Here is a 17,097-nt window from a genome sequence, read left to right as displayed (position 1 = left end):
ATATAATAAAATGATTATTTTTTCTAGCAACCGAGTAACAGAGCACCTTCTCTTTCTGTAAGTTACACATAAGTCTAAGTTACATGCTGTTTATTTAGAATAAAACAATGTATAATATTTTCATATAGATGAAAATTATAGGGAGGAATTTTATATGGAGATATTAGAATTAAAAAAGAGTTTCTATTGGACAGGAGTATTAGATCCAGATTTAAAAGTATTTGATATAGTTATGGAAACAGAATTTGGAACATCATATAATTCTTATTTACTTAAGACAAGTGAAAAAACTGTATTATTTGAAACTGCAAAGGTTAAATTCTTTGATGGATATTTGAAAGCATTAAATAAATTAGTTGATATTAAAGAGATTGACTATATTATAGTAAATCATACAGAACCTGACCATGCAGGAAGTATAGAAAAACTAATCGAAATAAACCCTAATATCAAAATTGTTGGAACTCAAGTTGCTATAGGCTTCTTAAAGAATATTGTTAATCGTGATTTTTATAGTATAGCGGTAAAAGAAAACGATATTTTAGAATTAGGTGACAAAACTTTACGTTTTATGCTTTTACCAAATTTACATTGGCCTGATACAATGTATACATATATTGAGGAAGATAAAACCTTAGTTACTTGTGATTCTTTTGGTTCTCATTATAGTTTTGATGAAGTTTTGTTGAGTAAAGTGACAGATAACGAAGGATATTTAAGAGCAACTAAGTACTATTTTGATTGTATTATAGGGCCTTTTAAGAATCCGTTTATGACTAAGGCTTTAGATAGAATTAAAGATTTAGATATAAATATGATATGTACAGGGCATGGTCCAGTTATAGACTGTAGGATAGATGAAATCATAGAGCTTTATAAGAAATGGTGTACTGTAGTTAATCCAAATCCAAGAAAAACAGTAATTATACCTTATGTAAGTGCCTATGGGTATACAAAGGAATTAGCAAATAAGATAACTGAAGGGATTAAAGACAGTGGAGAAATAGATGTAAGATCTTATGATTTAGTTGAAGAAGATAAAGCAAAAGTTATTGAGGAATTAGCATTTGCAGATGGTATCTTATTTGGTACTCCTACTATTGTAGGGGAAGCGTTAGAACCAATTTGGGACTTGACTATAAAAATGTTTGCAAGAACCCATGGCGGAAAACTTGCTAGTGCGTTTGGAAGCTATGGTTGGAGTGGAGAAGGTGTTCCTCATATTATAGAAAGATTAAAACAACTTAAATTGAAGGTCGTTGATGATGGATTCCGTATTAAATTTAAGCCTAGTAACAGTGAATTAAGTGAGGCTTATGATTATGGATATAATTTTGGATGCGTTTTGCAAAATAAAGAAAATGCAAAGAAGAAATCTGCAAAAAGAACATTAGTTAAATGTTTAGTATGTGGTGAAATATTTGATTCTAGTCTTGAAATATGTCCAGTTTGTGGTGTTGGAAAGGAAAATTTCATACCAGTAGAAGTAGAAGATTCAGATTACAAGAAAAATACAAATGAAATATATTTGATTCTTGGAAACGGTGCAGCTGGTATTAGTGCCGCAACAGCCATAAGGGAAAGAAATGAGACATGCTCAATAGTTTTAGTTTCAAATGAAAATGTCCTTGGATATAACCGTCCAATGTTAACAAAATCAATGATAGCCAAATTTAATTCTAAGCAAATAGCAGTACATGATGAAGAGTGGTATAAAGAAAATAATATTACAAATGTACTTGATAGAGAATTAATTAAGATTAATACAAGGGAAAAAGAAGCACTTTTTAAAGATGGAATTAGATTAAAATATGATAAATGTATTTATGCATTAGGTGCAGAATGTTTTGTTCCACCAATTCCAGGAAAAGACAAAAAAGAGGTTATAGCAATCCGAAGGATTTCTGATACAGATAAAATTACAGAATTGCTACCAAAAGTAAAAAATGCAGTTATAATAGGTGGAGGAGTTCTTGGGCTTGAAGCTGCATGGGAGTTAGCAAAAGCAAAATGTAAAGTAACAGTGTTAGAATTAGCAGATAAATTAATGGGTCGCCAATTAGATTATGAAGGTGGAAAATTCTTAGAGCAAATAATTAAAGATGCTGGAATTGACGTAAGATTAAATGTGAAAATCGATGAAATAGAAGGTGAAAATTCAGTTACCGGAGTTAGAATTAATGGTGGAGAAGTTATTGCTGCAGATTTAGTTGTTGTATCTTGCGGAATTACGCCTAACTCTAGGATAGCTCAAGAAGCAGGAATTAATATTAATAGAGCGATAGTTGTAAATGAAAATATGGAAACTAATGTATCAGACATCTATGCATGTGGAGACTGTGCAGAGTATAATGGAATAAATTATGGAATATGGCCGCAAGCTTTGGAAATGGGAAAAGTAGCTGGCGCTAATGCAACAGGTGATTCATTAGTTTATGAAACAGTAGATGCAGCATTAACATTTAATGGAGCTAATACTTCATTGTATGCAATTGGTGATAATGGTAAAAACCCAGAAATTCAATATAAAACAGTAGAGTTTAAAGATCCAGCTAAAAAGACATATACAAAATACTATTTTGCAAATAATCGTTTATGTGGAGCTATCTTGATTGGAGATACTAGCAATATTGCTAAGATAACACAAGACGTAAAAGAGAATAGATTATTCAAGGAAATGTTTTAAGTTAAACTTATATAACTAAAAATAAATATATTAAAATAAAGATTAGGGTTTAATTCACAAACCCTAATCTTTATTTTAATATGACATAATGTTGTCTAATTATATAGATTATAATATATATAAAACAATAAATTATATAAAAAGGAGAAATTTATGGCGGATGCTTTAAAGGATATATATAGTAAAGAATTTTTAGAGAGTTTTGCAGGGAAGGTGCAATCGACTTACAATATTTTTGATGAAAAAGGGTTTGTAGATGATGTTATAGATAATAAATGGCAGGAACTTAAACTGAAAGAAAGAATTAGAAGAATTTCTGAAATACTCGGGAGATATTTGCCAGAAAAATATGGGGATGCTTTAGAAGTATTATTTTCAATTGATGAAGAGTGTATCGGATTTCCTTATCTGTTCTTTCCTGATTTTGTAGTGGTATATGGCAGTAAATTTGAACATTGGGAACTTTCAATGAAAGCAATAGAACGTTTTACAATGAGATCTTCTTCCGAATTTGCGGTTAGACCATTTATAATATCTGATCCAGAATTTATGATGCAGCAAATGCTTAAATGGTCTAAAAGTGATAATGAACACGTAAGAAGATTGGCAAGCGAGGGATGTCGCCCACGACTTCCATGGGGAGAAGGAATTCCAGTATTTAAAAAAGATCCAAAACCAGTGATTTCTGTTTTAGAACAATTAAAAGAAGATCAATCAGTTTATGTTCGGAAGAGTGTCGCTAATAATTTAAATGATATTTCTAAAGATAATCCAGAAACAATTATAGAAATAATAAAAAAATGGAAAGGTAAAAATTCTTATACAGATTGGATATTAAGACATGGAGCTAGGACATTAATTCGTAAGGCTGATCCAGAAGTTATGAGATTATTTGGATATGGAGATGTTCAAGGTAACTCCATTGTAACTAGTGCTAATTTATCCGTAGATCTAAAAGCAGTAAAAATAGGAGAAAATTCTACTTTTACATACGAAGTTTATGTTCGTAATGGGGAGCGTGTACATATTAGGATTGAGTATGGAATTGATTTTGTGAAGGCGAGAGGAAATGTTTCGCGTAAATTATTTTTATTGTCTGATAAGACGGTACTAGGTGGCGAGCATATTACTGGAGCTAGAACTCATAGTTGGAAGAATCTCACTACACGTCGTCATTATGAAGGAGAGCATAAAATTGTACTGTTAGTAAATGGATGTGAAGTTTCTAACACTATCATTAACCTCGAAAAGTAGAGAAAAGTAGCACAAAGTACATTGGCAGCGTATTAGAATCTCAGGCCTCGTTATGCTACGAATCTGTAGACTAATATTATAGACCTATAATTTCGTCTTTTATGGAATCATAAATTTATTAAAAAAATAACATAACGATTTTAGAAACCTGCTATTAGTTGCAATAGCAGGTTTCTTTAACGTTTACTAAGTAAATAAGATAAAAATGTAGTAGTATTTGTTTTAGATAATATATTGACTACATGGTCAGTAGGGAGCATAATAACAATATATTGACCTGATGGTCAAAAGTGTAGAGTGGGGGGATTTTAATGAAAGATCCTATTGTTATAGTAAAAGATGTTACAAAGGAATATAACATGGGAGAGGTGACTGTAAAGGCATCTGATGAAATGAATTTTGAAATTTTTGAAGGAGAATTTGTTGTTGTACTAGGGCCCAGTGGATCAGGGAAAAGTACTGTTTTAAATATGGTCGGAGGTATGGACAGGCCGACTTCGGGTGAAGTAATTATAGATGGAGAAAATATAACAAAGTATTCTGATAATGAACTTACTATGTACAGACGAAAAAAAGTAGGTTTTGTGTTTCAATTTTATAACTTAATGTCAAATCTCACAGCTCTTGAAAATGTAGAATTAGTAAGATCTCTTAGTGATAATCCTTTAAATGCTAATGATATTATGAGGGATGTTGGATTAAGTGACAGAGCTCATAATTTTCCAGCGCAGCTATCAGGTGGTGAGCAGCAAAGAGTGGCTATAGCAAGAGCTTTAGTAAAGAATCCACTTCTGCTTTTATGTGATGAACCTACGGGAGCTTTAGACTATGTTACAGGAAAGTTGATTTTAAAATTACTCTATGATATTAATAAAAATTCTAATAAGACAATAGTAGTTATTACTCATAATGCAGCTATAGCTGCGATGGCTGACAGGGTTATAAAAGTAAAAAGTGGTACTGTTGAGTCAATTACAATTAATGAAAACCCTGAGTCACCTGAAAGGATAGAATGGTAATGAAAATTTTATTTAGAAATTTACTTAGAGATTTAAAAAAATCAAAAGGCCAGTTTATTTCTATTTTAATAATTGTTATTCTAGGAGTTGCATTTTATACATCATTAAATTCTGTATTCAAAAATCTATCTAATTCAAGTACTCAATATTACGAGGAATATAGATTAGCTGATATTTGGGTGGATCTTTATAAAGCACCAGCAAGTGCAAAAGACAAGATAGAAAGTTTACCATATGTAAAGATGAGTACTGAGAGAATTATTAATGATGCCAGCATAAGCTTATCAGAAGAAAATGCAACCTTGAGGTTCATAACTCTTCCAGATATAAAGAGAGATATTGTAAATGATATTGTAATAAAATCAGGAAGATATTTTTCAGAAGAAGATAATAACCAATGTCTTCTAGACGAAGATTTTCTAAAGGCAAATAACTTAAATTTAGGAGAATATATTTATCCGGTCATTAATGGAAATAAGGTAAAACTTAAAATTGTTGGTTCAGCCAAAAGTCCTGAATTTGTATATACATTAAAGGATTCAAGCGAGATAATGGTGGATAATAAGAAGTTCGGAATAATTTATATAAAGCAATCTTTTGGAGAAGCAATTTTTGATTCTAAGGGATTTATAAATAATATTTCTATTAATCTTTCTAATGGGACTCGCATAGAAACAGCTAAAGATGACATAAGGAAGATTTTAAAGAATTATGGTGTGAAAAGTGTTATGGATAGAGATGAGCAAATAAGCAGTAAGATGATAAGTGAAGAAATAAAGCAATTGAAGTCTACGGGAGGTAGTTTCCCTATTGTATTTTTTTTGGTTTCTTCAATTATTATATATATTATGATGGGAAGAATGGTAGAAAATCAAAGAGTGCAGATTGGAGTATTAAAGGCTTTGGGATTCACCAATGTTCAAGTACTTACCTATTATATGAGCTTTTCTATGATTATTGCTGTTATTGGCAGCTTAATAGGATCGGTAGTAGGAACATACATGGGGGTAGGGTTAACAAAAATGTATAACCAATATTTCAGTTTACCCCTTAGTGAAATTAGGATTTATGGAGAATTCGTAATTCCAGCCTTCGTATTGACATTAGCTTTTAGTTTGTTTGCTGGGTATAATTCTTGCAAGGTCATTTTTAAAATTATGCCTAGCGAAGCCATGAGAGAGAAATCCCCTGAAGCTGGTAAGAAAATACTTTTTGAGAAAATAGAATTTATATGGAGCAATATCAGCAATTTGGGAAAGATTATACTTCGAAACTTATTTAGATATAAAAGAAGAGCATTATTAACTTCACTAGGAATTATTTTTTCGTCAGCATTACTTTTAGTTGCTTTAAGTATGAGTGATTCCATGAACTTTATGATAGAAGAACAATATGGAAATATTCAAAATTATGATATCAAGGTAAAGTTCCCTAAAATAATGAGTGTAGAGGAATTAAGCAGCATTAAAAATATTGAGCACGTAACGGAATTAGAGCCAGTATTAGAAACAGGTGTTGAAATATCAAATGGATGGAGAAGTAAAGATGTTGGTTTAACAGCACTTATAGAAGAACCACAAATATATCGAGTTGAAGATACTAGTGGTAATAAAATAAATCTTCCGAACAATGGAATACTTATATCTGAAAAACTTGCCAATGTGCTTGGAGTAAAAGTAAATGATAAAGTTAATATTAAGTTTTTCTTCCCAGGAAAAGAAAAACGGGAAGCAGTTGTTAAGGGAATTATAGTTCAATATATAGGTTTGAGTGCCTATACTTCTATGGATGGATTAAATAATATGCTTGGTGAAGGAATGATTGCAAGTTCTGCTGTATTAAAGCTTGATAATGGTAAATTTGAAAATGAGGTTGAAAATAAACTTAAAGATATGCCTGGAATTACATCTGTAGAATCAAAATCAGATTCACTTAATGCTCTTTTAAAGAATATGGGAGCCATGAAATCGTCCGTAGGAGCAATGATTGTGCTTGCAGCAATTTTGCTTATAGCAGTTTTATATAATATTGCCACAATCAATATATTTGAAAGACAAAGAGAATTAGCTACTTTAAAAGTATTGGGGTTTACAAATAATGAAATTAAAAAACTAATTTTTAATGAAAATTATATAATCTCAACATTTGGTATCATTATTGGCTTACCATTTGGAAAGTGGCTTGGCAGTGCTATGATGGCAAATAGTAGCACAGATTCTTACAGTATACCTTATGTTGTAGAAATTAGGAGTTATATTATAACTGTAATACTTACTCTTGTTTTTACGCTTGTAACTAATTTAATGTTAATGAGAAAAATTAAGTCAATTGATATGTTAGAAGTTTTGAAGAATAAAGAATAGAAAGCTGATTGATAATCTATTTAAGATATAAAAGGGAGATGTGTTATATATGAAAAAGAAGAAATTGCTTTGGACAGGAATAATAGCAGTAATATGTATAGCAAGTATATCTGTATACATAGTGATGCAACAAGGACAAGCAGTAGAGACTTCACTAGTTGAAAAGGGAGAAATAAAACAATTTATTGAAGATACAGCTACAGTTCAAAGTACTAAAAAACAGATTGTCTATGTTGAGGGAGCAGGAAAAATCGATAGTATAAAGTTTAATGTAGGTGATACTGTAAAAAAAGATGATATCTTGCTTACAATGGATAAGAAAGACTTAGAATTAAAACTCCAAGATGCGGATTCTAAAATTAAAGCAGCTCAATCACAGCTTTCAGGTACTGATATCTCTAACTATGTAAATAAGATTGAAATTTCAGAGGCAGAGGTTGATAAGGCTAAAGTTTCCTATGAATCAGCATCAAGAAGTTTGAATAATTCAAAAGTACTATATGAATCCGGTGCCATAAGTAAACAGGAACTAGATAATGTGGAAGATACTTATAAAAATGCTGAAGCTGTTTTGAAATCTTCAAGTAATCAATTAGAAGAGATAAAAAAGGGAACACCTGATTACGTTAAAAATGGTTATGAAGCTGGTGTTGAACAAGCTGTGATTTTAAGGAACAGTATAATGAGAGAGATTGATAAGCAGCAAGTATTATCACCAATTGATGGAATTGTTGTTGAGAAGCTTTTGGAGGAAAATGCTATAGTAGTGCCAGGTACAACAGCATTTCTAATAGATAATACTAAAAATTTAGAATTAGAAGCTAACATATTGTCGGATGATATTTATAAGGTTAAAATAGGTAATGAAGTTGAAGTGAGCGGAAAGGCAATAGGAAACTCACTATTAAAAGGTAAAATTATAAAAATAGCACCAGAGGCTAAAAATATTACTTCTTCTTTAGGTGTAAATCAAAAGCGAGTAATGGTCACTATTGAAATTAATGATGATACAGATTTATTAAAGCCTGGCTATGATTTAGACATTAAAATTATCACTGAAATAAAAAGTGATACTTTAGTAATACCTGATAGTTCTGTATTTGATTATAAAGGAGATTCTTGTGTATTTGCTGTAGTTGACGGAAAAACTGTTATAAGGCAAATCAAAAAAGGTATAGAAAGTGAGAAGACAATTGAAGTATTAGGTGGTTTAGAAGAAGGTGAAAGGATAGTATTAAAACCTGATAACAATACAAAAGAGGGAATGAAAGTCAGGGGTTAGAGAGCTATTATTTTAAAGAAAGTGAGGAACATTAGAGTTGTGATAGATAAGTTTGAAAATTTACCAGAAGATAAGAAAAAAAGAATATTAGATTCTGCCATTGAAGAATTTGCAGTGAATGGATATGATAAAGCATCTACAAATTCCATTGTGAAAAAAGCTGATATTTCCAAGGGAATACTATTTCATTATTTTGGGAGCAAGAAGAATCTATTTTTATATCTCTTTGATTATTGTATAAATACTTTGATTGACAAGTATTATTTACTAGATGATATTGAAGCGGAGGATATATTTGAAAGATTCATGAGAGTGAGCATAAAAAAGATGAAAGTAATTCAAGATGAACCTCTTATGAATAAATTAGTATTTTCAGCTATTACTAATATGCCTAAAGATTTAAAGGAAGAGCTTACAGTGAGACATAATAATTATACTTCTAAATACTTACCAGAATTTTTTGAGAAGGTAGATACAACAAACTTTAAAGAAGGAATTGATTCACAGAAAGCTATAGAGTTAATGATGATGTGTATGGATGGGCTTTCTAGCAAATACATACAGAGGTATAAGGATGTCTCAATGGATGAGGTTATGAATAATTACGATGAGATTATGGAAGACTTTAATAAGTATCTAGATATTTTGAAATTTGGAATTTATAAAAGCGGCGAATCTAAATAATAATTATTAAACGAAGCTTAATATAACTTATTCTTATTAAAGGAATTATTATAATTTATTTTATGACTGGATGGTAAAAATGAAGATTAATGTTAAGGAACTTATATTATTTGGAATATTAGGAGGATTTATTGCAGCGTCTCAGTTTGCGCTAAGTTTTCTTCCTAATATCGAAGTTGTAAGTCTATTCATTATAGTATTTTCATTAATATATAGGAAAAGAACTCTTTATATTGTTTATACTTATGTAGCCATTATGGGAGTCATTTATGGGTTCGGGCTTTGGTGGTTAGGCTATGCAATAATATGGCCACTTCTTAGTGTAATAACTTTTACTTTTATAAATTTCTTTATGGAAAAATATTTAGCGCTAGCTATTTATTCGGGAATTTTTGGATTATCATTTGGATTATTTTTTGCTATTCCTTATGTGATTTTTAGTGGAGTGAATTCTGGGGTGGCATATTGGACAGCAGGACTTCAATTTGACTTAATTCATGGAATAGGAAATTATTTTATTATGATAATTTTAGGGAAAAAGATATATAATTTATTAAATATGTTAAATCACAAATATTTTTTTACATATGTATAGAAAACTTATTGGACTATAAGTACTCAAGGATGGAAACGGAATGGTAAATGTTTATGAATAATTTGATAATATCTTTTAATGTAATAATGCCTTTATTTATTAATATAATATTAGGATATTTTATAAGGAAAATTGGACATTTTCATGGTGATACTGTAAAGAAAATGAATAATGTTACATTCAAAACATTTTTCCCTATATTATTATTCAATAATGTGTATAGTACAAGCTTTAAAGGAACATTTAATTCTAGGCTGATGATTTTTGCAATTAGTATTGTATTAATAAGTTGCGTTTCTCTATGCATCATTATTCCGTTAATCGAGAAAGATAATAGGAAACGAGGAGTTATAATTCAAACAATATTTAGAAGTAATTTTATTCTATTCGCATTACCAATTACTATATCTTTATTTGGAGAGGAAAGTTCTGGTGTTGCAGCATTATTAATTGCAGTAATAATTCCACTATTTAATTTTTTAGCAGTAGTTGTTTTAGAAATTTTTAGAGGTGGAGATATAAATATTAGAAAGATTATCGTGAGTATAATAACTAATCCTCTTATACTAGGATGTTTCGCGGGAATAATTGCAATGGTTATAGGAATCAAATTACCACAAGTACTGGAAAAAACAATTGATGATCTTTCTAAAGTAGCAACTCCGCTAGCACTTATCATTTTAGGTGCATCGTTTAGATTAAATAAAATTAAGAAATATACAAGACAATTACTAATCGGCGCTATAGGAAGATTAATTTTAATCCCAGGTATATTTTTACCTATTGCCATAGGATTAGGTTTTAGAAACGTAGAACTAGCTAATATAATGGTTTTAGTTTCAGCGCCAACGGCTACATCAGCATTTATAATGGCTGAAGAAATGGGAGGGGATGGTGAATTAGCTGGGCAGCTCATCGTATTTACATCTGTATTTTCAATGATTACCATGTTTTTATGGATATTTCTAATAAAAGAATGTGGCTACATATAATTTAGTTTCAGAATTTAATTATAGTTTCGATTTTACATAAAAGAATGATGTGGTAAATATTACTTTATGGTGTTTTTTATTTTTCACAGTTATTATAGAAAATACACATAAAATGTTTTTATATAAAAGTTTAAGATTATGAAAAGGATATAAATCCGACTCAATGTTTCCAAGAGAAATATACTTGACATTAAATTATTATGTGATTTAATATGAAGTAAGCATCGTTAGATATGTGGTAAACAGTTATTATTAGATTTAATATTTGAAGGTCATAGAAATGAAAGGTTACTTGAATACGATATTGTTCACGTTAACAATGATAGGAGTTTGAATATTTAAGGTTAAAAGAATATTTAAAAATCTATAGTGAAAAATATTATTAATATCAATATTTTATTGTTAAATATAAGGTGTTTTATAAGCAAGAATTTATGTTATGGAGGATGAATAATATGTTTTTATTAGATGAAGCAAATAAATGCTTTTTATGCAAAAATTCAAAGTGCAAGGCGAATTGTCCTATTAGTACTCCAATTCCAGAAATTATAGCACTCTATAAAGATGGAAAACTTAAAGAAGCAGGGGAAATATTATTTAATAATAATCCTCTTTCAGTTGTATGTTCAATAGTTTGTCCTCACGAAAATCAATGCGCAGGAAATTGCATAAGAGGGATAAAGCAAGAACCTGTAAAATTTTATGAGATTGAAAAAGAAGTATCGGAAGCATACTTGGATTCAATAAAATTTGAGAATTTACCAAAGAATAAAGATAGAATTGCTATTATAGGTGGTGGACCAGCGGGAATAACAATTGCTTTTTTATTAGCTAAAAGAGGTTTTAAAATAACAATTTTTGATTCCAATGAAAAAATTGGAGGAGTATTAAGGTATGGAATTCCTGAATATAGATTACCTAAGTATTTAATAGATAAGTTGGAAGACAAGCTTATAGAACTAGGAGTAATGATTAGACCTAATACTTTAATAGGACCTGTTGTCAGTATTGATAGATTATTCGAAGAAGGCTATAAGTCAATATTTATTGGAACAGGAGTATGGAATCCTAAAACTTTAAATATCAAAGGGGAGACCTTAGGAAATGTCCATTTCGCTATAGATTATCTTAAATCGCCAGGCGTGTATAGGTTAGGCAAAAGAGTTGCAGTAATAGGTGCAGGAAATGTTGCTATGGACGCTGCTAGAACAGCAAAAAGAAATGGTTGTGAAGAAGTTACAATTATCTATAGAGGTGACTTTGAAAAGATGAGTGCTACCAATAAAGAAATCGAAGAAGCTAGGGAAGACGGAATTAAGTTTAAGTTGTTTAGGTCTCCAATTGAAATAATAGAAAATGGAGTGAAATTAATTAATAAAGAAGAGCAGAGTGAAGGTGTGGAAGAATTTTTTGAGTGCGATTCTACTATTGTTGCAATAAGTCAAACACCTAAAACAAATATAGTTTCTAATACAACAAAACTTGAAACTAATAACTCAGGACTTATCATTGCAGATGAAAGAGGTAATACTACGAGAGCAGGAGTATTTAGTTCTGGGGATGTAGTTACAGGAGCTAAGACTGTGGTTGAAGCTGTAGCATATGCAAAAATAGTTGCAGATGCTATGGAAGAGTATTGTGAGTCACAAAATTCATAGTTTACTACAATAAGGTATTGAGAAGAACCAGAAATACCTTTGATAATATTTAATTAGGTTATCCATGAAATACTTAAAGTGTCATCAATACAAATAAAGAGAATACATATATGCATTCTCTTTCGTTTGCTTATTGCCTCACTTTAAGTTCTTCGCAATACATTTATATAGCTGAATGGACTTATACATATTAAAATTTAAGGAAAAATTAATATTGTTTGCATAACCATTAAATTGTAATTATAAACAAATATTGCTAAAATATAGAATGGAAGGAAGGGATAGTTATTATGTATATTAAAAAGAAGCTTACTACCTTTATTTTTTCTATAGTAATAGTATTGAGTTTATTTACAACTTTAGGTGTACAAGCAGCAACTAATGACATAAGAATAGTATCAGATAGTCAAGTCACTGCAAAGCAAGCTAAAGAGTGGGCAAAGTCTAAGGGATCAACAGAACAATTTGTTGATTTAGCAGATCTTTATTTTAAATATTACTCTAGCCATGGAGGGATTAACCCTGCAATTGCTTATGTGCAGGCAGCGAAAGAGACATGCTATGGTAAATTTGGTGGAGTATTAGATGAAAGCTTTCATAACCCTTGCGGGCTAAAGATAGCAACTGGAGGTTCAGATACTGATAAGAGTGCTCATAAAAAATTTAATAGCTGGGATGAAGGTGTAAAAGCACATTTAGATCATCTAGCATTATATGCAGGAGTTAGCGGATACCCAACAAGTAATTCTTATGATGAAAGGCAATTTATAACTATTAAAGGTAAAGCTGAAACAGTAAACTCATTAGGTGGAAACTGGGCACCAAGTCCAACCTATGGTGAAGAGGTAAATCAGTTATATAATGATTTACTTTCATATTCTGGTATAAAAAGTGCAATTGATGCAACAACACAAAATTCTGTAGCTAATAATTCAGGAAAGACAAGTTCAAGTAACACATCCAATGCAAACCCAGGAGTGCCTGAAGTTAAACCAAGTGCATTGAATGCAATTAAAGCTATTGAAGTAAATAGTGCTGACAATAATACAGTAAATATTATGTCAAACATTGGTTGGAAGAATCAAAATGGAGAATGGTATTATTATAGATCAGATAATACAAAGGCTACTGGATGGATAAAACCTGATAATAATTGGTATTATTTAAAGGATAATGGTTCAATGGCTACAGGTTGGATAAATGATAATGGAACATGGTATTATCTAAATGACTCAGGAGCAATTACTAAGGGATGGCTAAGAACAAATAATGATTGTTATTTCCTTCAAGGTGATGGAAGTATGGTTACTGGTCTTGAAGTAATAGACAACAGAATATATTCATTCAATAATAATGGTAATATGGAAAAGGGATGGAAAAGTATCAATGGACATTCATATTATTTTAGTTTAGATGGAAGTATGGCTACTGGCTGGATAAATGATAGTGGTAATAAGTATTATTTGTATGATGCAGGCGCTAGGGCTAGAGGTTGGGTTAATCTTGATAGCGCATGGTATTATTTTAAGGAAAGCGGAATTATGGCAACTGGATGGATAACATCTGGAAAGGATACATACTATCTTGATATATCAACTGGAAAAATGCTTACTAGTACCACAATAGAAGGCTATAAGATCGGAGCTGACGGGAAGAGGCAAACCTCGTTTAATCAAAATGATAAAGATGATCCAAAATCTAATGGTTCAACAAATAATAATTCGTCAGATGACAAAATAACAATAACAGTAGATGCAGGGCACGATTATGGTGCTCATAGTGATGGTGGAACTGTAACTACAATAGACGGAATAACATATAGTGAATCAGATTTAGATATTCAGGTGGCAGTTAAGTTGAAAAATGAACTTAAAAAGAGAGGATATAATGTCGTAATGACAAGGGAAAAAGGAGAGAAACCTGATTATGGTTCGATAAATAATAGCCTTGCTCACAGAGTAGAGGTTGCAAATAAGTCAAATTCAAGTTTCTTTATAAGCATACATCATAATGCAGTAGATGGTATACCAACAGTAAAAGGGGTTGAAACTTATTATAGTGTGAAATCTAAAGATACTGAATATGGTGGAGGCATAGATTATGAGAGATTAGAGAAATCTAAAGAAATGGCTAAGGCAATAAATGACAGTATTGCTGAAAAGATTGATACAAATAATAGAGGAGCTAAAAGTGATGAAAGCTCTGCAGTTGGAACTTTGTTTGTACTTAGAAATACTAATATGCCAGCTGTTTTAGTTGAAACAGGATTTATAACAAATGAAGAGGAAGCAATAAGATGTGCATCTTCTGATGAACAACAAAAGGTGGCAGAAGCTATCGCAGAAGCTATAGAAGATAACCTTTCATAAAAAATAGTTGAAATCAATAAAACAGTGGTTAGTTCTTATATTTTAAGAATTAAACCGCTGTTTTGTGTTTAAGATTTCAAACTTGTGGTATATACTATATATTAGAAACGAACTTATAGTAATTTTGTTATTACATAAAAGAAAGGTATTTTAGTATGGATAATAAACAGAAGATATTTTATGTTTTAAAAAAATATTATGGTTTTGATACTTTAAGAAGAGGTCAATTTGAGATTATAAATAGTATTTTAAGTGGCTTAGATACATTTTGCCTTATGCCAACAGGTGCTGGAAAATCTATTTGTTATCAAGTACCGGCTATAATTATGCAAGGTGTAACCATAGTAATATCACCTCTAATATCTCTTATGAAAGATCAAGTGGACAATCTACTTGGAGTTGGAATTAAGGCAGCATACATTAACAGTACTCAAAATATGGATACAATTAAAAATATATTAATAGAAGCCTCTTTAGGGGAATATAAGATAATTTATATTTCACCCGAGCGACTTGAATCTAGAATATTTAAAGATATGATTAAGGATCTTCATATATGTCAAATTGCAATTGATGAGGCACATTGTGTATCACAGTGGGGTCATGATTTTAGGCAAAGTTATTTAGAAATTTCAAGTTTTTATAAAAGCCTAAAGAACAAGCCGGTGATATCAGCATTTACTGCAACAGCTACAAGTGAGGTTAGAGAAGATTCTATAAAGCTTTTAGGCTTAGAAAATCCATATGTATATAGAGGAGATATTAATAGAGACAATTTAAATATTAATATACTCAAGGAAGTGGATAAGCTTGAAACTCTTAAGGATATAATAAGGGAAAATGAAGGGCAGTCAGGAATAGTCTACTGTGCATCACGAAAAGAAGTGGATTATTTACATTACCATTTAAAAGATTTAGGATATAACGTTGGAAAATATCATGGTGGACTTAAAGACGATGAAAAGGAAAAATTCCAGGAAGAATTTTTATACGAAAATTTAGATATAATAATTGCAACTAATGCTTTTGGCATGGGAATAGATAAGTCTAATATTAGGTTTATTATTCATTTTACTTTTCCTCAAAATATAGAATCTTATTACCAAGAAATAGGTAGAGGTGGCAGAGATGGAGAAAAGTGCGATTGTTATTTATTTTATAGTGAATCTGATATAAGTAGGGTCGAATATATAATTAACAAGAGTTCAACGATGAGTAGAAGAGAAATTCAACTTAGGAAATTTCAACTCATGATTGATTATTGCAACTTAAAAGAGTGTTATAGAAAATATATATTAAATTATTTTGGAAATGACAGGAGATTGAGCTATTGCAATAATTGCAGTAATTGTTTGAATGACGATGAATTAAAAGATTTTACTAAGGAAAGCCAGATGATATTATCTACAGTTTTTAGAACAAAGGAGCAATATGGTGTATCAGTTCTTGTGGATATTCTAAAGGGATTTAAGGGGCCAAAGATAATACAAAATAATCTAGATAAGATAACAACTTACGGACTAATGAAAGAATATGGGAATAACTTCATAAAAGATTTAATCAAAAGCTTATTAAATGAAGGATATGTTGACTTAAAAGAAGGTACTTATTCAATGTTAAAGTTAAATGCTAGGTCAATGAGAGTACTGAAAAGTAAAGAAACAGTATTATTTAAAATATTAGATAGCAGAGAGGATATTTTAAATAAAGAGCTATTTGAAGCACTAAAATCATGGAGAAAAGACAAGGCATATAAAGAAAGAATAAAACCATATATAATATTCTCTGATACAAGTTTAATTTCTATCTCCAATAGCAAGCCAAAAACTTTAGATGAATTATTAGAAATCAGAGGAGTTGGAACTAAAAAGATCGAAGCTTATGGAAAAGAATTATTAAGCATAATAAAAAAAAATGGTGAAAAGGAAGTTAAGCAGTAAAATGTTTAACTTCCTTTTTATTTTATCTTTAAACAATATCGATATTGTGTTCTAAAACCATATCTACTTAATTAACTACATCACACTATTTAGTTATATTTAATAAGAGAAATAACAATACAACAACTTGTTAATTTTAATTTAATAAAAAATAAGTTACGTTAATATTTTGTGAAATTTGTATTAATTTTAATATAACATAAATAATTTTAACTTATGTTAAAATAAATTATTGATAAAAATATACGATCAGTA

Annotated in this window: 11 protein-coding genes; all 11 read left to right on the top strand. The window is 30.2% G+C overall.

What is annotated here, in order from left to right; translation table 11 throughout:
- Window positions 1-154 precede the first annotated feature (154 nt).
- Window positions 155-2,686: an FAD-dependent oxidoreductase gene (locus tag CLCHR_RS08835; protein ID WP_079439341.1), complete on the top strand. Its 2,532-nt coding sequence runs from the start codon at window positions 155-157 to the stop codon at window positions 2,684-2,686.
- A gap of 153 nt (window positions 2,687-2,839) precedes the next feature.
- Window positions 2,840-3,940, top strand: coding sequence for a DNA alkylation repair protein (locus tag CLCHR_RS08830; protein WP_079439340.1), 1,101 nt, complete (start codon window positions 2,840-2,842; stop codon window positions 3,938-3,940).
- 311 nt (window positions 3,941-4,251) lie between these two features.
- Window positions 4,252-4,959, top strand: a complete 708-nt coding sequence (locus tag CLCHR_RS08825; protein ID WP_079439339.1) for an ABC transporter ATP-binding protein — start codon at window positions 4,252-4,254, stop codon at window positions 4,957-4,959.
- A complete protein-coding gene (locus tag CLCHR_RS08820) occupies window positions 4,959-7,322 on the top strand; it encodes an ABC transporter permease (RefSeq protein ID WP_079439338.1) in 2,364 nt (787 codons plus the stop codon). The genes CLCHR_RS08825 and CLCHR_RS08820 overlap by 1 nt, the downstream gene beginning before the upstream one ends.
- A gap of 49 nt (window positions 7,323-7,371) precedes the next feature.
- Window positions 7,372-8,604 (top strand): efflux RND transporter periplasmic adaptor subunit, encoded by a 1,233-nt coding sequence (locus tag CLCHR_RS08815; protein ID WP_079439337.1) that lies wholly within the window; start codon window positions 7,372-7,374, stop codon window positions 8,602-8,604.
- A 39-nt stretch (window positions 8,605-8,643) separates the two neighbouring features.
- On the top strand, window positions 8,644-9,288 hold the full coding sequence (locus CLCHR_RS08810; RefSeq protein WP_242966006.1) for a TetR/AcrR family transcriptional regulator: 645 nt from the start codon (window positions 8,644-8,646) through the stop codon (window positions 9,286-9,288).
- Between the two features lie 79 nt (window positions 9,289-9,367).
- Window positions 9,368-9,883 (top strand): hypothetical protein, encoded by a 516-nt coding sequence (locus CLCHR_RS08805; protein ID WP_079439336.1) that lies wholly within the window; start codon window positions 9,368-9,370, stop codon window positions 9,881-9,883.
- A 53-nt stretch (window positions 9,884-9,936) separates the two neighbouring features.
- On the top strand, window positions 9,937-10,875 hold the full coding sequence (locus CLCHR_RS08800; RefSeq protein ID WP_079439397.1) for an AEC family transporter: 939 nt from the start codon (window positions 9,937-9,939) through the stop codon (window positions 10,873-10,875).
- Between the two features lie 455 nt (window positions 10,876-11,330).
- On the top strand, window positions 11,331-12,533 hold the full coding sequence (locus CLCHR_RS08795) for an NAD(P)-dependent oxidoreductase (RefSeq protein ID WP_207652310.1): 1,203 nt from the start codon (window positions 11,331-11,333) through the stop codon (window positions 12,531-12,533).
- A 290-nt stretch (window positions 12,534-12,823) separates the two neighbouring features.
- Window positions 12,824-14,902, top strand: a complete 2,079-nt coding sequence (locus CLCHR_RS08790) for an N-acetylmuramoyl-L-alanine amidase (RefSeq protein WP_079439334.1) — start codon at window positions 12,824-12,826, stop codon at window positions 14,900-14,902.
- A gap of 155 nt (window positions 14,903-15,057) precedes the next feature.
- On the top strand, window positions 15,058-16,842 hold the full coding sequence (gene recQ / locus CLCHR_RS08785) for a DNA helicase RecQ (RefSeq protein WP_079439333.1): 1,785 nt from the start codon (window positions 15,058-15,060) through the stop codon (window positions 16,840-16,842).
- Window positions 16,843-17,097 lie beyond the last annotated feature (255 nt).

It is taken from the genome of Clostridium chromiireducens (assembly GCF_002029255.1).
Classification (GTDB): Bacteria; Bacillota; Clostridia; order Clostridiales; family Clostridiaceae; genus Clostridium; species Clostridium chromiireducens.
Note: the sequence above shows the minus strand (reverse complement) of the source record. Positions and strands in the feature narration are given on the sequence as shown.